Origin of the sequence: Mycolicibacterium phocaicum (assembly GCF_010731115.1) — a bacterium.
GTDB classification, from domain to species: Bacteria; Actinomycetota; Actinomycetes; order Mycobacteriales; family Mycobacteriaceae; genus Mycobacterium; species Mycobacterium phocaicum.
In genome coordinates, this window is the sequence record NZ_AP022616.1 from 302,967 (window position 1) to 320,710 (window position 17,744).

The window sequence follows — 17,744 nt, forward strand, 5'->3', positions numbered from 1 at the left end:
GCTGCCCCTTCCTAATACGCGAACGACAGTGGGGCGACGTCGTCGCTGCCGGGTGGGGTGGGCGGCGCCGGTTCGGCATCGTGTTCGAGCGGCCCTTCCAGCGTGTAGCGGCGGATCAACCAGAACCAGATGACCGCGAGCAGCGCATAGAGCGCGGTGAAGGTGATCAGCGAGATCCAGACCGTGCCCGCGCTGTGCGCCGACACGCCCTGCCGGATGGTCAGGTGCAGGTTCGGGTCGCCGGTCGGGTTGGTGGCGACCACCCAGGGCTGCCGGCCCATCTCGGTGAAGACCCAGCCCGCGCTGTTGGCGAGGAACGGCATGGGCAGTGTCACCAGGGCGAAGATGCTCAACCAGCGTTGCGTGGGGATGCGGCCCTTGCGGGTCAACCACAGCGTGGTGAGCGCGAAAAGCCCTGGGAATGCGAGCAATCCGATCATCATGCGGAACGACCAGTAGGTCACGAACAGGTTGGGCCGGTAGTCACCCGGACCGTACTTGGCTTCGTACGCCTTCTGCAGGTCCTGCACGCCCTCGAGCCGAACACCCTCGAACTTGCTCTCGGCGAGGAACGGCAGCACGTACGGCACCTCGATGACGTGCATGACGCTGTCGCAGTTGTTGTGGGTGCCGATGGTCAGCACCGAGAAATCCGGGTCGGTTTCGGTGTGGCACAACGATTCTGCCGACGCCATCTTCATGGGCTGCTGGACGAACATCAGCTTGCCCTGGGCGTCCCCGGTGAGCGTGAGCGAGGCGGCCGCGACCAAGGCGACGGAACAGCCCAGCAGGGCCGCGGGGCGGAACATGGTGCGCGATTCCTCGGTGTTGCCGCTGCGCACCATCCACCACGCGCTGATCGCCGCGACGAAGGTGGAGGCCGTCAGGATGGCGCCGCCGACCGTGTGCGTGAACGCCGCGATGCCGGTGTTGTTGGTCAGCAGCTCCCAGATGCTCGTCAGCTCAGCCCGGCCGGTCTCCGGGTTGTAGTGCGCGCCAACGGGATGCTGCATGAACGAGTTGGCCGAGATGATGAAGAACGCCGACGCGTTCACGCCGAACGCGACGATCCAGATACACGCCAGGTGCACCAGGCGGGGCAGCTTGGTCCAGCCGAAGATCCACAGCCCGATGAAGGTGGATTCGAAGAAGAACGCCGCGAGGCCCTCCAGGGCCAGCGGTGCGCCGAAGACGTCGCCGACGAATCGTGAGTACTCACTCCAGTTCATCCCGAACTGGAATTCCTGCACGATGCCCGTGGCCACGCCGAGAGCGAAGTTGATGAGGAACAGCTTGCCGAAGAACTTGGTCAGCCGGTACCAGGCCGGATTGCCCGTCACCACCCAGACGGTCTGCATGACGGCCAGCAGCGGCGCCAGGCCGATGGTCAGCGGGACCAGGATGAAGTGGTAGACGGTGGTGATCCCGAACTGCCACCTCGATACGTCCAGTGCGTCCATTGGGTGGGCCTTCCCCGAGCCGGAGGGATTCGTCTACGACTTACTGTAGTAGTTCATGTGGGCGACGGTCCACACCGAATTGTGTGGCCAGGCGCACACGTGCGCCCGGCCACACAGTTCAGCCTGCCGGCGTACTCAGACGTTGGTCGCCGCCCCGTTGATGGCCTTGTCAACGGCCTTGGCGCCCTTACGGATTCCGAACGCGGTGATCACTTCGGCGACACCGGTGACCACGAGCCAGATGCCCGTCACCAGCGCCAGCGTGCCGATCGACTCGATCGGCGAACCCAGCACCACGAAGCCGGCGATCAGACTGATGATGCCGAGGAAGATGTTCCAGCCGCGGCCGGGCAGGCCGGGATCGCTGATCGCCGACACCGTGGTGGCCACGCCGCGGAAGATGAAGCCGATGCCGATCCAGATGGCCAGCAGCAGTACGGCATCACCGATGTGGCGAAACGCGAGCACCGCGAGCACCAGGGACGCCGCGCCGCTGATGAAGGCCAGCACCCGACCACCGGCCGCGACGTGCAGGCTGAACGCGAATACCACTTGGCCGATGCCGGTGACGAGCAGATACGCACCGAAGAAGATGGCCGCCACCGCGACCGAGATACCGGGCTGAGCCAGCACGGCGGCGCCCAGGACCACGGAGATCAGGCCCGCGATGAGCTCGGCTTTCCACAGGTGCTGCAACAGACTTGGCGGAGTTGGGGTCGTCATTGACGCAGTCTCACATATTTGACGGAGGCTGCGCAGAATTCGGACAACCCGGTTTTTCGATGGTTCCAGATGTGGACAACGGGCGATTGGGCTGCTTGGGGACCAGCGTGCCGATAAGGTGCTCTCCAACGCAGCACGCTCACCGATGCGCGCTGACGGTGTGTCATGGCAGCTGTGGTCGGGGCAGAGTTGAGCACGAAGGAAGAGGCAACGTGTCAGATGTGAGTCAGGGCCGTCGGGGCACGGCGTGGCGCATCGCGGTGGTGGTGGCGGTAAGCAGCGCGTTGGCGCTGTCGGGTTGCACCAAGAACACCGAATCCAGTTCGCCCGCATCGAGTTCGTCGGCGGCTCCGGCCGCCAAGGTCGAGTCCATCGCGAACACGGTGCCGGAGGCCATCAAGTCCAGCGGCAAGCTGATCGTCGGCGTGAACATCCCGTACGCGCCCAACGAATACAAGGACCCCAGCGGCAAGGTTGTCGGATTCGACGTCGACCTGATGAACGCCATCGCCCAGACGCTCGGTCTGACCGTCGACTACCGCGAAGAGTCGGACTTCTCCAAGATCATCCCGGCGATCCAGGCCGGCACCTACAACGTCGGGATGTCGTCCTTCACCGACAGCAAGCAGCGTGAGCAGCAGGTCGATTTCGTCACCTACTTCTCGGCAGGCAGCCTGTGGGCGCAGCGTGCCGGTGACCATGTCGATCCCGCCAACGCCTGCGGCAAGAAGGTTGCTGTCGAGTCGACCACGGTGCAGGACACCGAGGAACTGCCCGCGAAGACCAAGGCGTGCACCGACGCCGGCAAGCCGCCCATCGACGTGGTGAAGTTCGACAACCAGGACCAGGCCGCCAACGCCGTCGTCGTCGGCCAGGCCGACGCCATGTCCGCGGACTCGCCCGTGACGCTGTGGGCGATCAAGCAGGCGGGCGGCAAGCTGGTGCAGGCGGGCGAGGTGTTCGATTCGGCGCCCTACGGCTGGCCGGTGAAAAAGGGCTCACCGCTGGCGCAGTCGCTGCTGCAGGCGCTGCAGCACCTGATCGACAACGGCACGTACAAGCAGATCGCCACCAACTGGGGCGTGCAGGCCGGAATGATCGACAAGCCGGTCGTCAATGGGGCCACCAGCTGACGTGACGAAAGCTGAGTCGGCGGCAGACCCGCACGGTCCAGCTGCCATCCACGCGGTACCGCTGCGGCATCCCTGGCGGTGGGTCGGAGCCATCGCGATCATCGTTGTTGCCGGGCTGTTCCTTTACGGCGCCGCGACCAATCCCGCCTACGGCTGGGACACCTATCTCAAGTACCTGCTCGACGAGCGGGTGGCCGAGGCAGCGTGGAACACCGTGCAGCTCACCATCTATGCGATGGCGATCGGCTTGGTGCTGGGCGTGGTCCTGGCCGTGATGCGGCTGTCACCGAACCCGGTGTTCCGTGCCGTCGCGTGGGGCTATCTGTGGATTTTCCGCGGTACTCCGGTGTACGTGCAGCTGGTGTTCTGGGGCCTGTTCCCGTCGATCTACCAGAACATCCAGATCGGGGTGCCGTTCGGTCCGTCGCTGTTCCACATCCAGCTGCAGGGTCTGTCTCTCGCGTTCGAGATGGCATTCATCGGCCTGGGCCTCAACGAAGCCGCCTATATGGCCGAGATCATCCGTGCCGGAATCATTTCCGTCCCCGAGGGGCAGACCGAAGCGTCGGTCGCCCTGGGCATGTCGTGGTGGATGACCATGCGGCGCACCGTTCTTCCGCAGGCGATGCGGGTCATCGTGCCACCCACCGGCAACGAGCTGATCAGCATGCTGAAAACCACGTCGCTGGTCACGGCCGTGCCGTACACGCTCGAGCTCTACACCCGCACCCGCGACATCTCGGCCGTGATCTTCCAGCCCATCCCGCTGCTGCTGGTCGCCGCCACCTGGTACCTCGTCATCACCAGCGTGCTGATGGTCGGCCAGTTCTACCTGGAGCGGTACTTCTCCCGGGGCGCGTCGCGCAAGCTGACGACCAAACAGCTCGAGGCCCTCGCCCTGGCGCAGATGGGCGACCACGGGGGTGTGCCCGCATGACCCCGATGGTGCGCGCCGAGCAGGTGTGCAAGAGCTTCGGTGCCCTTAACGTACTCAAGGGCGTCTCGCTGGAAGTCCAGCGGGGACAGGTCCTCGTGCTGGTCGGGCCCTCTGGGTCCGGCAAGTCGACGTTCCTGCGGTGCATCAACCACCTGGAGCAGGTCAGTGCCGGGCGGCTGTACGTCGATGAGGAGTTGGTCGGTTACCGCGAACGCGGCGGCAAGCTGCACGAACTCCCGCCCAAGGAGGCCGCCCGCCAGCGCCGCGACGTCGGCATGGTCTTTCAGCATTTCAATCTGTTCCCGCACCGGACCGCGCTGGAGAACATCGTCGAGGCGCCGGTGCACGTCAAGGGCGTCAAGCGTGATGCGGCGGTCAAGCGTGCGCGGGATCTGCTCGACCAGGTTGGGCTGTCCAGCAAAGCCGATGCGTATCCGGCCCAGCTGTCCGGAGGCCAGCAGCAGCGCGTGGCGATCGCCCGCGCGCTGGCGATGGAACCCAAACTGATGCTGTTCGACGAACCGACCTCGGCTCTGGACCCGGAACTGGTCGGCGACGTCCTCGCGGTCATGAAAAAGCTTGCCCAGCAGGGCATGACGATGATCGTGGTCACCCACGAGATGGGCTTCGCGCGCGAGGTGGCCGACGAGCTGGTGTTCATGGACGGCGGCGTGGTGGTCGAGCGCGGCGCCCCGCGTGAGGTGATGGCCGACCCGAAACATGAACGCACGAAGGCTTTTCTGTCCAAAGTGATGTAGTGGCTGTTCACCCCGCTTCGAAGCCGGAATCAGAACCGGACCCGGCCGCCCCGCTGTGGCGGGCGGCGCAGGGTTTCCGGCTGCTCAGCTGCCTGTACGCCTTGGGTTTTCAGCTCGCGGTCAATGACGATCTGCTGCACCCGGCCGTCACCTGGGCGCTGTTCGGGCTCCTCATCGCCTGGAGCGTGGTGTGTGCGGTGGCGTACCTGAAGGGCTTCGGACGGCGGCGCGCCTGGGTGCTGGCAGAGGTGCTCGCCGTCGTCCTGCTGGTGTTGTCGACCGATCTGGTGGCTTCTCCGGCGTGGATCGCCGGCAACCAGTCGTGGCCGACCACGTTGTGGGCCACCAACGCGACGTTGTCGGCGGCCATCCAGCTGGGTCCGCTGGCCGGCATGGGCGTCGGGCTGCTCGTGACGGCGACCGGCGCGGTGCTCAAGGGCTACTTCGACCCCAACCTCGGCAGACAGGCGACACTGGTCATCGAGTTGGCGGTGGGACTCGCCGTCGGGATGGCCGCGCAGACCGCCCGCCGTGCCCACGCGGAGTTGCAGCGCGCCATCCGGTTGGCGGCGGCGACCGCGGAGCGTGAGCGGCTGTCGCGGCAGGTGCACGACGGCGCCATCCAGGTGCTGGCGCTGGTGGCCCGGAAGGGCCGGGAAATCGGCGGTGAGACAACGGCACTCGCGCAGCTGGCGGGCGAGCAGGAACGAGCGCTGCGGCGGCTGGTCAGTTCCGGTCTGGACGAGGCGCCGGGTGGTCTGGTCGACATCGGGGAGATGCTCCGGGCCCGCGCGGGTGAGCGCGTCGCGGTCAGTGTGCCGCCGGACCCGGTGCTGCTCGACGCCGCCGTGGCGGGCGAACTCGATGCCGCGGTGGCCAATGTGCTGGGTAACACCGCCGCCCACGCGGGACAGGAGGCCCGGGCTTACGTCCTCGTCGAAGACCTCGGCGAGCAGGTCGTGGTGAGCGTCCGCGACGATGGGGTGGGCATTGCCGACGGACGGTTGGCGCAGGCGGCTGCGGAGGGGCATATGGGCGTGACGAAATCCATTGTGGGACGGCTGGAATCACTGGGCGGTGCGGCGGAGCTGACGACGTCGCCGGGCGCGGGCACCGAGTGGGAGCTGACGGTACCCCGGAAGGCAACCGGTGTCTGAGCCACAGCTGACGGTCATGGTGGTCGACGACCACCCGATCTGGCGGGACGCCGTCGCCCGTGACCTCGAGGACTCCGGCTTCACCGTGGTGGCCACCGCCGACGGCGTCGCCGCCGCGGGACGCCGGGCCGCGGTGGTGAAGCCGCAGGTGGTCGTGATGGACATGCGGCTGTCCGACGGCAGCGGTGTCGAGGCGACCACACAGGTGCTGGCGGTCTCGCCGGCGAGCCGGGTGCTGGTGTTGTCGGCGTCCGACGAGCGCGACGACGTGCTGGAGGCCGTAAAGGCCGGTGCCACCGGGTATCTGGTGAAGAGCGCGTCCAAGGCCGAGCTGGCCGACGCGGTGCGGGCGACGGGCGAGGGGCGTGCGGTGTTCACCCCGGGTCTGGCCGGGCTGGTGCTGGGGGAGCACCGGCGCATGGCCAAGACGCCGGGCGCGGACCCGGCCGCGGGCTTGACGGAGCGGGAGACGGAGATCCTCCGTTACGTGGCAAAAGGCCTGACCGCCAAGCAGATCGCCGAACGGCTGACCCTGAGTCACCGCACCGTGGAGAACCACGTGCAGGCGACGTTCCGCAAGCTGGAGGTGGCCAATCGGGTGGAAGCGGCGCGCTATGCCATCGAGCACGGGCTGGACTGAGCGCCGTCGGCGCGCGACGCGCCTGAGGTCCGCCCGACCAGGTACCAGGTGCGCATCAGGCCCTTGCCCTTGACGTCGATCTCGCCGCGCTCCTCGAATTGGTAGGCGTGCTGCAGGCGCTCATACACGTTGTGCGGCACCTGGATTCGCCCGGCCACGTCGGTGCTCTCCATTCGGGACGCGACGTTCACCGCGTCGCCCCAGACGTCGTAGAAGAACTTGCGTGACCCCACCACGCCGGCCACCACGGGGCCCGCGGCGATCCCGATGCGCACCGGCACTGGGCGACCCTTCGGATCGGTCAGTTCGCGGACTTCGTCGGCGAAGTCCAGGGCCAGGCAGGCCAGTGCCTCGAGATGATCGGCGCGGCCGTGCGGTATACCGCTGACGACCATGTAGGAGTCCCCGCTCGTCTTGACCTTCTCCAGGCCGTGCCGGTCGACGAGCGCGTCCAGGCCGGTGTAGAGCGTGTCCAGGAACTGGACCAGGTCGGCGGGCGTGGTGTCGCTGGCGCGTTGGGTGTAGCCGGCGATGTCGGCGAAAAGGATTGAGGCGTCGTCGAATTTGTCGGCGATCACCGTGTGCGCGGGATCCTTGAGGCGCTGTGCGATGGACTCCGGGAGGATGTTCGCCAGCAGCGTCTCGGACCGGAGGTACTCCGCCTGGATGGCGCGCTGGGCGATGGCGTTCTCGCGCAGGACGGACCAGACGGTCGCCATCACGATCAGGCAGCCGGACACCGCCGTGATGACGAACGACACCCGGCCTTCCATCTCGGTCTGCGCTCCGGTGTACGCCGGCACGGTGAATTCCAGGACGCTCGCGGTGACGATGCCGACGGCGGCGACGGCGGCCGCGAATCCCACGTGTTCGAGACCCACGATCAACAGCGTGATGGCGCCTGCCACGGCGAAATACAGCAGAATGCCGGAGCCCGTGCCGACATTGATGGTCACGACGGTGACCGAGGTGTAGGCGATGAGCACGAATGCCGCTGGCGCGACGAGTTCGCCGAAGCGGTAGAGCGCCGGGACGAGCAGGAACAGTGCGGCGCTGACGATGTTCACCGCACCGATCCACATCGTGTACGGGCCGGTGGACAACGCCTGGAAGGCGAAGAAGACGCTGAGCATCGCGCCGAGGCGGCTGGTGCGGGTCAGGATCCGGCGGCTGCGGGCGACGGTCGGGCTCAGGATGTCGGCGTCCGGGTGCAGGCACTCGCGGACGGTCGCGGTCGGTACACACACCGAACGGCGCACGGCGGCGACCAACTCGGCGCTGGCCGGGGTCGCGGTGCCACCGGCGAGGCGAGCGTCATCCATGATCGCCATGGACTAAAGGGTAGACGCGCACGGCCGCGTTTGGTGCCCGGCTGCGGATACTCCGCTGACGGCGAAACAGCGGGTCGCCGCGGTACCTCTGGTGAGGCCGTCCGGAGCGGTTGCGGGACCCCTAATGGCCAGTTGCTCTGGCCAATTAGAGGCGCTCGCTGAGTGGGATATTCGTTGGTACTGGGCGTCCCTTCGCCGCAGCCGAAAAGTACGTATGGCACGGATCAATATCAAAATTGCCAAATATTCTGCAGTTGCGTCGAATGGCGAGCTGGCGAGAATGGCAAGTGCTGTGAACTGCAGATATATGCGAAAAATACTTGTCTACTGCAATTATGCAAACCGATATTGATTAGCTACATACGTACATACCAGAAGTATTTAGGACACCTCCATATTTGCCTGAAACGCATGATCGGACTATTTCGATCAGATTTCGGATTTGCGCTCCTTTAATTGTTGTCGGAGCAGTAAATTAACTGCCACGCGTCGTCGCTGAGTGGCGACGACCAGGGCGGAAAGGGGACTGCGGTGAACCGTCTGGTCCGTGCTCTCATGCTGAGAGTCGTTGTCGTATTGATGCCGTTGGCAGTCATCTGCACCTACAGTCACGTCACCCCGACGCCGCCCCGGTCGGTCGCGGTCGACGTCATCCCCACCGCCGAGATCGATCCGGAGTCGTCGAGCATCGGCATCGCCGACTCGAGCCTCTATGGGCTGTCGCCGGCGGAGATCGACAAGACCTTGACCCAACTGCAGTCGATCGGGGTGCAGAACATCCGGGTCTTCGTCCCGTGGGCGTTGATCAAGATGACGGGTCCCAATGATCTGGCGAATGACGCCAACTGGACCCTCATGAACAACGTGATGGATGCCGCCCGCGCTCACAACATGGGCGTGCTGGCCGTCATCAGCCACACGCCCTTGTGGGCGGCGCCCAGTGGGACGATCCCGGGTGCGGGCGCGCCCGACCCGGCCGTCTACGCGGACTTCGTCAAGCAGGTGGCGACGCGGTACGGCGACGTGATCTCCGCGTACGAGGTCTGGAACGAGCCCAACAGCGCCAGCTTTTTCCAGCCGATGGATCCCGTCAAGTACACCGCGATCCTGAAGGCCGTCTACACCACGCTCAAAGGTGTCAACGGGACCGGAGGTGTCGACCCGACCTCCACCGTGATCGCGGGCGCGCTGGCGCCGTTGCAGGACTTCTTCGGTCTCACCTCGTCACCGCAGACCTTCCTGGCCGCGATGTATGCCGCTGGCGCCCAGGGCTTTTTCGACGCCATCTCGGTTCACCCGTACGAGTTCAATCAGGTGCTGAAGTTCTCGCAGGGCGCGTTGAACCCATTCGCGGCGCTGTACCAGGTGCAGCAGATGCGGGCGATCATGGTGCAGAACGGTGACAGCGACAAACTGATCTGGGCCACCGAGTACGGCTTCCAGACCGTGCTCGACCAACTCGGTGTCGTCGATCCGACCAGCAACCAGCTGCAGGCCGATTTCATCCAGGACTTCATCACCACCTGGCGGGCACTGACCTACACCGGCCCGTTGTTCATCTACACCACGCGCGACGGCGTGCCCGGCACGGACACCGGTTACGGCATCTTCCAGGCCGACTGGACGGCGAAGCTGGCCGTGAAGGTGATCTCGGACGCCATCGGTCTGCCACCCGTCATCGTCTCGCCGATCGTGGCCCTGGCCGAATTGATCCAGAAGGCGGTGGCCCAGTTCCAGAAGGCGTTCGCATCGTTCACCACGTCGCTGCAGACCGCGTTCGCCAATGCCGTCAAGGCGTTCCAGAGCCTGTTGTCGGGCATCTTCAAACCCGCTGCGGCGCAACCGACTACCACCGCGAGCCTGGCGCCTGCTGCCGCGTCGATCAGTTCGGACACTCTCTCGGAGGCCAACCGGGCCGCGACGGAACTGAAGTCTCAGGTGGGCGGCGCGAAGGACACTGCCGAGCATGTGAAGGCCGGCGACAAGTCGGAATCGGGCGACGTCAAGGTCGTTGACGCTGTTGAGCACGACGCCGCCGGTGCAGTCGATCCCAAGGCCGTGGAAACCAAGGTCGACGATCCCAAGGCCGAAGCTCCCAAGACCGAGGACCCCAAGGCCGAAACTCCCAAGGCTGAAACTCCCAAGGCCGAGCAGCCCAAGGCGGAGACGCCGAAGGAAGAGGCCCCGGCTGAAACTCCCAAGGCCGAGACCCCGAAGGCGGAGACCCCGAAGGCCGAGAACCCGAAGGCGGAGACGCCGCAGACCGATTCGCCTGCATCGACGGAGCCGAAGGCCGCGACCGAGTCCAAGAAGCCGGCCAAAGACGATGCGGCCCAGGACAAGTCGACCGATGGCAAGGCTGGTGACAAGGCGGGCACCAAGGGCAAGTCGGGCAAGAAGCCGGGCAAGACAAAGAAGCCGGCCCCCGCTGCCAGCGAACCGTCGAAGCCGACGGGGCGGTCCAACAGCGACACCGGTGGCAAGACCTCGGCGACGGACGGCAAGCCACAGCAGCACCAGGGCGCATAGCCCGGGTCTGAGCGAGGCCTCCCTGGCGTGTCAGGCGCCGGGGAGGCCGCGCAGTTTGTGCGGCTCAGACCGAGTAGATCGGGGCGCCGATGCCGGACATCGTCGCCCGGAGGCGGTGTGCGATATCCCGGTCCAGCGCAACGAGATTCGCGGCGAAGTGCCGGATGTCGGCGGAGTGGTCGTCGGCCATCGACTCGCGTGACTCGCGTTCGCGGGCCACGAACCGGTACCTGACCTCGGTCACCGACAGGTCTTCAGCGACCGCGAACTCATTGGTGCGTGCTTCGTCAATTGCGTTGAGCGCCAGTCGTTTGACGTCAGAGAGCGACGACGCGCCTGTGTGCGCGATACTGGCGGCGGCCCGCAGCGCGTCGGCCGATCCGCGGACCTTGACCAGATCACGCCAGGCGATGTCCTGCGCGTTCTCCGCTGCGCTGCCTTCCCACGTGGTGCCGCCGGGGCGCAGGGTGCCCTGCCAGACCTCGTGGAACGAGTTCTCCCACAGGTCGGCGGTCTTGTTCCATTGCGCGGCAGCGTCGACCAGGTGTTGCACATCCCAAGCGGTGATCTGCGCCAGCGTCGGCAATTCCAATTCGGCCATCATGACTATTCCGCCAGTGCTGCCGAGGCGGCGCTGTCGGAGTCGGTATAAGCGCGTCCGGCGGCGGTCAGTGTGGCGGCAACAGACCAGATCCGTTCGGCATGTGCGGCGGACGCCGCGTCAACGCGCGACTGGATCTCGGCGACGACATCCGCGGTGGACTGACCGGCGGGCAGCGGCGCACCGCTGATGGTGTGTGCCGACAGCGCCTGGGCATGCTGCTCGAGTTGGCCGGCAACGGCGAACAATCCATCCGCAGTGACTCGCAGTGCCCCCATGCCTGCAGTTTAGCGGCGAGCTTTGGTGCCCTCGGTGAGATTCGAACTCACACTGCACGGGTTTTGAATCCGTTTCCTCTGCCAGTTGGGATACGAGGGCGTTGCAACCCGTTGTTGGGTGGCGGTGTACCACCATAGTTGATGTGATTCTGGCGGCGACGGCGCGCCCCGAGGTCGCCTCAGCGGCCACCTCACGCGACAATGTTGTGATGACCGGTCCAACAACTGATGACGTCACACCGCGCCGTGTTCTCGTGGCCGAGGATGAAGCGCTCATCCGGCTGGACCTGGCGGAGATGCTCCGCGACGAGGGCTACGAGATCGTCGGCGAGGCCGGCGACGGCCAGGAGGCCGTTGAACTCGCCGAGCAGCTGAAGCCGGATCTCGTGATCATGGACGTGAAAATGCCACGCCGCGATGGCATCGACGCGGCCTCCGAGATTGCCGCCAAGCGCATCGCGCCCATCGTGATCCTGACCGCGTTTTCGCAGCGTGAGCTGGTCGAACGCGCCCGCGACGCCGGTGCCATGGCCTACCTGGTCAAGCCGTTCTCGATCACCGATCTGGTGCCGGCCATCGAGGTCGCGGTCAGCCGGTTCGGCGAGCTGACGGCGTTGGAGAAGGAAGTCCTGTCGCTGTCGGACCGCTTGGAGACCCGCAAGCTCGTCGAGCGCGCCAAGGGCATCCTGCAGACCAAGCAGGGTATGACCGAACCCGAGGCGTTCAAGTGGATTCAGCGGGCCGCCATGGACCGGCGCACCACCATGAAGCGGGTGGCCGAAGTGGTCGTCGAGACGCTGGATCCGCCGGCCGCGGAAACGACGGAGCCGTCAGCCGACTGAGTCTCGGGATGCCGCGGCGTTAACTCTGTGTTTCGGGCCGCAGCATTTGCACAGGTCCGATAAAGACAACGTCGGCGAGCATCGCTCAACAGCGCGTATCGCCGCGCCGTGTTGGTTACTGTCTACGCGAAGTACCGGATGTCGGCCCCACCTGCGAAGAGTGCAGGCCGCGTCCGGTGCCACGTAACCATGACCCGGAGGTGAAGCGTGCGCAGTCGCGTAGCTCGTAATGCTCTTGCAGTCGGCAGTGCCGGTCTGATCGTGTTCGGTCTGGCGGGATGCAGCCAGTCTGATCCGAAGCAGAGCGGCGCGGCCGGCTCGAATCTCAAGATCGTCGAACAGGTCCAGATCGACGAGAACGGCGGCGAGGTCAAGGGCGCCACGGGCGCGACGCCGGCCGATCCCGCCGGCGACGGCAAGGCCACCTGCCCGCCGGTTTCCATCGCCATGGCGGGCGCGCTGAACGGTCCCGATGCCGCACTGGGCATCAACATCAAGGACGGCGTGCAGCTGGCCATCGACAAGCACAACGCGGCCAACCCGGGTTGCCAGGTGACGCTCAAGACCTTCGACACCGAAGGCGACCCCCAGAAGGCGACGGCCATCGCGCCTCAGATCGTCGATGACAAGTTCACCATCGGTCTGGTCGGCCCGGCGTTCTCGGGCGAGACGAAGGCCACCGGCACGGTCTTCGACCAGGCCGGCCTGGTCGCGGCCACCGCGTCGGCCACCAACGTGACGCTGAGTGAGAACGGCTGGAAGACCTTCTTCCGTGGCCTGGCCAATGACGGTGTGCAGGGTCCGTCGGTCGCGAACTACCTGAAGAACACCCTCAAGTACAAGAAGGTCTGCGTCGTCGACGACAGCACCGACTACGGCTTGGGCCTGGCCACCGCGGTGCGTACCACGCTGGGACCGGTCGCGGACTCGGCGTGCAACATCTCGGTCAAGAAGGGCGACAAGGACTTCTCGGCCGCCGTCACCCAGATCAAGGGCGCCGCACCGGACGCGATCTTCTACAGCGGGTACTACGCCGAGGCCGCGACGTTCGCTCAGCAGCTCAAGGACGGCGGCGTGACCGCGACGTTCGCCAGCGCCGACGGCACGAAGGACCCCGAGTTCGTCAAGCAGGGCGGCGAGGCCACCAAGGGCGCCATCCTGTCGTGCCCGTGCGGACCGGCGAGTAAGCAGTTCGCCGAGGAGTACACCAAGAAGTTCGGCCAGGAGCCCGGCACCTACAGCACCGAGGGCTACGACCTGGGCACCATCCTGGTCAAGGGCATCGACTCGGGCGCCGTCACCCGGCCCGCACTGCTGGACTTCGTGACCAAGTACGAAGGTCAGGGCGTGGCGCGCAAGTACCAGTGGAACAACAAGGGTGAGCTGACCACCAACCTCATCTGGATCTACAAGGTCCAGTAGGAACCTGCAGGCGACGACGCGTCCGGACCCAGTGCCGGGCGCGTCGTCGTTCCTGGACTCTCACCACCGCGATAACCGAGGAGCCGCCACCCGATGACATCCGACTGCGTCGGCCACTACGTGTGCACCGCGGCCAACATCAATTTCAACGTCGACAACCTGGTGAACGGGTTCTGGCAGTTGACGATTGACGGGTTGTCGTGGGGCGCCATCTATGCCCTCGTCGCCGTCGGCTACACCTTGGTGTTCGGCGTGCTGCGACTCATCAACTTCGCGCACTCGGAAATCTTCATGCTCGGCATGTTCGGCGCCTACTTCGCGCTGGAGGTCATTCTCGGCTTCAAGCCCAGCGGAAATGCCTACAACCTCGGCGTCGGGTTGACGATCTTCTACCTGGGCGTCGCCATGGTGGTCGCGATGCTGGTCTCCGGCGCCGCGGCCGTCGGCCTGGAGGTGGTGGCCTACCGCCCACTGCGCCGCCGCAATGCGCGCGGGCTGACATTCCTCATCACCGCCATCGGCATGTCGTTCGTCCTGCAGGAATTCGTGCACTTCGTGCTCCCGAAAATCCTCAAGGGTTTCGGCGGCAGCAATGCGCAACAGCCGATCATCCTGGTGCAACCCAAAACTCAGTTCACGCTCTTCAGTGCGAACATCTCGAACGTCACCATCGTCATCGTCGTGGCGGCCATCGTGCTGGCGCTGCTGACCGACATCGCGCTCAACCGCACCAAGTTCGGCCGCGGCATCCGCGCCGTCGCGCAGGATCCGACGACCGCCACCCTCATGGGCGTCTCCCGGGAGCGCATCATCATGACGACGTTCCTCATCGGTGGCCTGCTCGCGGGCGCCGCCGCGCTGCTCTACACCCTGAAGGTGCCGCAGGGCATCATCTACTCGGGCGGATTCCTGTTGGGAATCAAGGCATTCTCGGCCGCGGTGCTCGGCGGCATCGGCAACCTGCGGGGCGCGCTCCTCGGTGGCTTGATCCTCGGCATCATGGAGAACTACGGCCAGGCGTTCTTCGGCACGCAATGGCGCGACGTGGTGGCTTTCGTCCTCCTCGTGCTGGTGCTGCTGATCCGTCCCACCGGGATACTCGGTGAAAGTCTCGGGAAGGCGCGAGCATGAGCGGGCAGCATTCGAACGAGGGCCGGGCCCGGTACCTGCTGGCACCCGGTGACCAGATACGCCAGTGGTGGGATCAGCAGAGCCGGCCCGCCAAATGGATCTTCGGCGTCCTCTTGTTCACGGCGGTGGCGATGCTGCCGCTGCACACCCCGTCGTTCCTCAACACGCCAGGCATCAGCTTCGGTGGCACCATGGCGCAGTTCGCGATGGTGGCGATCATCGCGATCGGCCTCAATGTCGTTGTGGGACAAGCTGGATTGCTCGACCTCGGCTATGTCGGGTTCTACGCCGTCGGCGCCTATACCGTCGCGCTGCTGACCAGCCCGGACAGCCCATGGAACCAGGTCGGGGTCGACGGATTCCTCGACAAGGACTGGGCCTGGCTGGCCTGCGTACCCCTGGCCATGGCGGTCACCGCCATGGCCGGCCTGGTGCTGGGCATCCCGACGCTGCGGTTGCGCGGCGACTACCTCGCGATCGTCACGCTGGGATTCGGCGAGATCATCCGGCTGCTCGCCGACAACCTCTCCGACCTGACCAACGGTGCCCGCGGCCTCAACCAGATCGCCTACCCGCGGCTGGGGGAGACCGACAAACTCCCTACGGGCGTGTTCTCCAGCGGCAACTCCGCCGGCAGCGCCAACTACGGCACGTGGTGGTTCTGGCTGGGCCTGGTGCTGATGGTCGCCATCCTGCTGCTCGTCGGCAACCTGGAACGCAGCCGTGTCGGGCGGGCGTGGGTCGCCATCCGCGAGGACGAGGACGCCGCGGAAGTCATGGGCGTCAACACCTTCAAGTTCAAGCTGTGGGCGTTCGTCATCGGCGCGGGCATCGGCGGCCTGTCGGGCGCGCTGTATGCCGGCCAGGTGCAGTACGTCGCACCGCCCACCTTCAACATCATCAACTCGATGCTGTTCCTGTGCGCGGTGGTCCTCGGCGGGCAGGGCAACAAGCTCGGCGTGATCGTCGGTGCGTTCATCATCGTGTACCTGCCCAACCGGCTGCTCGGCGTGCATGTGCTCGGCATCAACCTCGGTGACCTCAAGTACCTGTTCTTCGGCCTGGCGCTGGTGGTGCTGATGATCTTCCGGCCACAGGGTCTGTTCCCGGTACGCCAGCAGCTGCTGACCTACGGCAAGTCGGCGCGAGCGTTGTTGCGCAATGCGGACGAATCGAAGGCGGCGGCATGACCGAACCCGTAGAGCCCGCACCCGACGAGGAACTCGCCGCCCTGCATCGAGACGTCCAGGTCGCCGAGGGTGAGAAGTTGTTGGCCACAACCGATCTCACCGTCAAGTTCGGGGGACTCACCGCACTCGATTCGGTGACGTTCGATATCCGGCGCGGCGAGATTCTCGGCCTCATCGGCCCCAACGGCGCCGGCAAGACCACGTGCTTCAACGCGATCACCGGCGTGTACCGGCCGTCGTCCGGATCGGTGATGTTCGACGGCGCGCCGCTCGGCAAGATCAAGCGCCACGAGATCACCCGGCGCGGCATCGCGCGCACCTTCCAGAACATCCGGCTGTGGGGTGAGATGACGGCGCTGGAGAACGTCGTCGTCGGCACTGACGCCCGGCACAAGACGTCGGTGCCCGGCGCGCTGGTGCGCACCGCGCGGCACCGCCGCGAGGAACGCGACGCCATCGAACGTGCCGCGGCGCTGCTGCAATTCGTGGGCATCGCACACCGCGGCGAAGAGAAGGCGCGGAACCTGTCGTACGGGGACCAGCGCCGGCTGGAGATCGCCCGTGCCCTGGCCACCGAGCCGAAACTGCTGTGTCTGGACGAGCCGGCGGCCGGCTTCAACCCGAGCGAGAAGTCCGCACTCATCGAACTGATCCACGCGATCCGCGAGGACGGCTACACCGTGCTGCTGATCGAACACGACATGCGACTGGTCATGGGCGTCACCGACCGCATCGTGGTGCTGGAGTTCGGCCGCAAGATCGCCGAAGGCCTGCCGGCCGAGATTCGCGAGGACCCCAAGGTCATCGCCGCTTACCTGGGGGTGCCCGATGACGAGCTCTGAATCCGCCGACCTCGACCCGCGGCCGGTGCTGCTGGAGGTCCGCGACGCCGTCGTCCACTACGGCAGAATTCAAGCGCTGCACGGTGTTTCGCTGGTCGTGCGGGAGGGTGAACTCGTCACCCTGCTCGGCTCCAACGGCGCCGGCAAGACCACCATGATGCGGGCCATCTCCGGACTGAGGCCGCTCACGTCGGGTTCGGTATGGTTCGACGGCGCGGACGTCTCGAAGATGAAAGCGCATCGCCGCGTGACCGCGGGCCTGATCCAGGCGCCCGAGGGCCGCGGCATCTTCCCGGGCATGACCATCGTCGAGAACCTCGAAATGGGCTGCTACGGACGCAAATTCGAGTCCAAGCACGACCACGATGAGCGTCTCGACTGGGTGCTGACGACGTTCCCGCGGCTGGCCGAACGGCGGACGCAGGCCGGCGGCACGCTGTCCGGTGGTGAGCAACAGATGCTGGCGATCGGTCGCGCGCTGATGGCCCGGCCCAAGGTGCTGCTGCTCGACGAGCCGTCGATGGGCCTGGCGCCCATGGTCATCTCGCAGATTTTCCGGATCATCTCCGAGATCAACTCTCAGGGCACCACGGTGCTACTGGTCGAGCAGAATGCGCAGCAGGCGCTGAGCCGGTCCGACCGGGCCTACATCCTGGAGACCGGCGCCGTCACCCGCAGCGGTAATGCCCGCGACCTGCTGAAGGACGACAGTATCCGGGCCGCCTACCTCGGCGTCGCCTGAGCTGTCCTTCCGCCGAACATGAGCTTGT

17 protein-coding genes and 1 tRNA gene are annotated in these 17,744 nt (G+C 65.9%); 12 read left to right on the forward strand and 6 right to left on the reverse strand.

Annotated elements, in window-relative coordinates; all coding sequences use genetic code 11:
* Positions 1-11: 11 nt before the first annotated feature.
* Together G6N46_RS01465 and G6N46_RS01470 are read right to left on the reverse strand one after the other, a co-directional pair.
* Positions 12-1,460 carry a cytochrome ubiquinol oxidase subunit I gene (locus G6N46_RS01465; protein ID WP_061006292.1) on the reverse strand — a complete coding sequence of 483 codons (1,449 nt, stop codon included), beginning with the start codon at positions 1,458-1,460 and terminating at the stop codon, positions 12-14.
* A 135-nt stretch (positions 1,461-1,595) separates the two neighbouring features.
* The gene (locus G6N46_RS01470) at positions 1,596-2,201 is read right to left on the reverse strand and encodes an HdeD family acid-resistance protein (protein ID WP_064860637.1); all 606 of its coding nucleotides are present in this window, start codon (positions 2,199-2,201) and stop codon (positions 1,596-1,598) included.
* Positions 2,202-2,404: 203 nt separating this feature from the next.
* Between G6N46_RS01470 and G6N46_RS01475 the strand changes: the two genes are divergently transcribed.
* From G6N46_RS01475 to G6N46_RS01495, 5 genes are read left to right on the forward strand one after another with little or no spacing between them, the layout of a single operon-like run.
* Positions 2,405-3,316, forward strand: a complete 912-nt coding sequence (locus tag G6N46_RS01475) for an ABC transporter substrate-binding protein (RefSeq protein WP_138249762.1) — start codon at positions 2,405-2,407, stop codon at positions 3,314-3,316.
* Entirely contained in the window at positions 3,300-4,253 is a 954-nt protein-coding gene (locus G6N46_RS01480; RefSeq protein WP_061006294.1) for an amino acid ABC transporter permease, read from the forward strand. The genes G6N46_RS01475 and G6N46_RS01480 overlap by 17 nt, the downstream gene beginning before the upstream one ends.
* A gap of 5 nt (positions 4,254-4,258) precedes the next feature.
* A complete protein-coding gene (locus tag G6N46_RS01485) occupies positions 4,259-5,011 on the forward strand; it encodes an amino acid ABC transporter ATP-binding protein (protein ID WP_174814008.1) in 753 nt (250 codons plus the stop codon).
* Positions 5,011-6,168 carry a MacS family sensor histidine kinase gene (gene macS, locus G6N46_RS01490; RefSeq protein WP_064860631.1) on the forward strand — a complete coding sequence of 386 codons (1,158 nt, stop codon included), beginning with the start codon at positions 5,011-5,013 and terminating at the stop codon, positions 6,166-6,168. Before G6N46_RS01485 ends, macS begins: the two co-directional genes overlap by 1 nt.
* 16 nt (positions 6,169-6,184) lie before the next feature.
* Entirely contained in the window at positions 6,185-6,808 is a 624-nt protein-coding gene (locus tag G6N46_RS01495; protein ID WP_082934892.1) for a response regulator, read from the forward strand.
* On the opposite strand, the gene G6N46_RS01500 is transcribed toward G6N46_RS01495, so the two are convergent.
* Positions 6,781-8,139: an adenylate/guanylate cyclase domain-containing protein gene (locus tag G6N46_RS01500; protein ID WP_138249716.1), complete on the reverse strand. Its 1,359-nt coding sequence runs from the start codon at positions 8,137-8,139 to the stop codon at positions 6,781-6,783. The two genes, G6N46_RS01495 and G6N46_RS01500, sit on opposite strands and share 28 nt — an antisense overlap.
* Before the next feature lie 579 nt (positions 8,140-8,718).
* On the opposite strand from G6N46_RS01500, the gene G6N46_RS01505 reads away from it, so the two are divergent.
* Positions 8,719-10,668 carry a cellulase family glycosylhydrolase gene (locus G6N46_RS01505; RefSeq protein WP_163692536.1) on the forward strand — a complete coding sequence of 650 codons (1,950 nt, stop codon included), beginning with the start codon at positions 8,719-8,721 and terminating at the stop codon, positions 10,666-10,668.
* Between the two features lie 64 nt (positions 10,669-10,732).
* Here G6N46_RS01505 and G6N46_RS01510 read toward each other — a convergent pair whose 3' ends face one another.
* From G6N46_RS01510 to G6N46_RS01520, 3 genes are all read right to left on the reverse strand, one after another.
* Positions 10,733-11,272: a hypothetical protein gene (locus tag G6N46_RS01510; RefSeq protein WP_135357896.1), complete on the reverse strand. Its 540-nt coding sequence runs from the start codon at positions 11,270-11,272 to the stop codon at positions 10,733-10,735.
* A 2-nt stretch (positions 11,273-11,274) separates the two neighbouring features.
* A complete protein-coding gene (locus G6N46_RS01515; RefSeq protein WP_138249714.1) occupies positions 11,275-11,547 on the reverse strand; it encodes a hypothetical protein in 273 nt (90 codons plus the stop codon).
* Between the two features lie 23 nt (positions 11,548-11,570).
* A tRNA-Leu gene (locus tag G6N46_RS01520) sits at positions 11,571-11,647 on the reverse strand.
* Positions 11,648-11,756: 109 nt separating this feature from the next.
* Between G6N46_RS01520 and G6N46_RS01525 the strand changes: the two genes are divergently transcribed.
* The 6 genes from G6N46_RS01525 to G6N46_RS01550 all read left to right on the forward strand — a co-directional run bounded on the left by G6N46_RS01525 (position 11,757) and on the right by G6N46_RS01550 (position 17,716).
* Complete coding sequence (locus tag G6N46_RS01525) at positions 11,757-12,389, forward strand: two-component system response regulator PdtaR (RefSeq protein WP_138249713.1); 633 nt, start codon at positions 11,757-11,759, stop codon at positions 12,387-12,389.
* Between the two features lie 207 nt (positions 12,390-12,596).
* Complete coding sequence (locus tag G6N46_RS01530) at positions 12,597-13,811, forward strand: branched-chain amino acid ABC transporter substrate-binding protein (protein WP_138249712.1); 1,215 nt, start codon at positions 12,597-12,599, stop codon at positions 13,809-13,811.
* A gap of 93 nt (positions 13,812-13,904) precedes the next feature.
* The gene (locus G6N46_RS01535) at positions 13,905-14,942 is read left to right on the forward strand and encodes a branched-chain amino acid ABC transporter permease (RefSeq protein WP_061006303.1); all 1,038 of its coding nucleotides are present in this window, start codon (positions 13,905-13,907) and stop codon (positions 14,940-14,942) included.
* The gene (locus G6N46_RS01540; RefSeq protein WP_138249711.1) at positions 14,939-16,132 is read left to right on the forward strand and encodes a branched-chain amino acid ABC transporter permease; all 1,194 of its coding nucleotides are present in this window, start codon (positions 14,939-14,941) and stop codon (positions 16,130-16,132) included. Before G6N46_RS01535 ends, G6N46_RS01540 begins: the two co-directional genes overlap by 4 nt.
* Entirely contained in the window at positions 16,129-16,974 is an 846-nt protein-coding gene (locus G6N46_RS01545) for an ABC transporter ATP-binding protein (protein WP_138249710.1), read from the forward strand. The genes G6N46_RS01540 and G6N46_RS01545 overlap by 4 nt, the downstream gene beginning before the upstream one ends.
* Positions 16,961-17,716 carry an ABC transporter ATP-binding protein gene (locus G6N46_RS01550; RefSeq protein WP_138249709.1) on the forward strand — a complete coding sequence of 252 codons (756 nt, stop codon included), beginning with the start codon at positions 16,961-16,963 and terminating at the stop codon, positions 17,714-17,716. Before G6N46_RS01545 ends, G6N46_RS01550 begins: the two co-directional genes overlap by 14 nt.
* The last annotated feature ends 28 nt before the right edge of the window (positions 17,717-17,744 follow it).

Excerpts from the sequence above, each read along its gene's own strand:
- G6N46_RS01465 (WP_061006292.1), bottom strand. The coding sequence starts at position 1,460 with ATGGACGCACTGGACGTATCGAGGTGGCAGTTCGGGATCACCACCGTC.
- G6N46_RS01480 (WP_061006294.1), top strand. The coding sequence starts at position 3,300 with ATGGGGCCACCAGCTGACGTGACGAAAGCTGAGTCGGCGGCAGACCCG.
- G6N46_RS01485 (WP_174814008.1), top strand. The coding sequence starts at position 4,259 with ATGGTGCGCGCCGAGCAGGTGTGCAAGAGCTTCGGTGCCCTTAACGTA.
- G6N46_RS01495 (WP_082934892.1), top strand. The coding sequence starts at position 6,185 with ATGGTGGTCGACGACCACCCGATCTGGCGGGACGCCGTCGCCCGTGAC.
- G6N46_RS01500 (WP_138249716.1), bottom strand. The coding sequence starts at position 8,139 with ATGGCGATCATGGATGACGCTCGCCTCGCCGGTGGCACCGCGACCCCG.
- G6N46_RS01505 (WP_163692536.1), top strand. The coding sequence starts at position 8,719 with ATGCCGTTGGCAGTCATCTGCACCTACAGTCACGTCACCCCGACGCCG.
- G6N46_RS01510 (WP_135357896.1), bottom strand. The coding sequence starts at position 11,272 with ATGATGGCCGAATTGGAATTGCCGACGCTGGCGCAGATCACCGCTTGG.
- G6N46_RS01515 (WP_138249714.1), bottom strand. The coding sequence starts at position 11,547 with ATGGGGGCACTGCGAGTCACTGCGGATGGATTGTTCGCCGTTGCCGGC.
- G6N46_RS01525 (WP_138249713.1), top strand. The coding sequence starts at position 11,757 with ATGACCGGTCCAACAACTGATGACGTCACACCGCGCCGTGTTCTCGTG.
- G6N46_RS01535 (WP_061006303.1), top strand. The coding sequence starts at position 13,905 with ATGACATCCGACTGCGTCGGCCACTACGTGTGCACCGCGGCCAACATC.
- G6N46_RS01540 (WP_138249711.1), top strand. The coding sequence starts at position 14,939 with ATGAGCGGGCAGCATTCGAACGAGGGCCGGGCCCGGTACCTGCTGGCA.
- G6N46_RS01545 (WP_138249710.1), top strand. The coding sequence starts at position 16,129 with ATGACCGAACCCGTAGAGCCCGCACCCGACGAGGAACTCGCCGCCCTG.
- G6N46_RS01550 (WP_138249709.1), top strand. The coding sequence starts at position 16,961 with ATGACGAGCTCTGAATCCGCCGACCTCGACCCGCGGCCGGTGCTGCTG.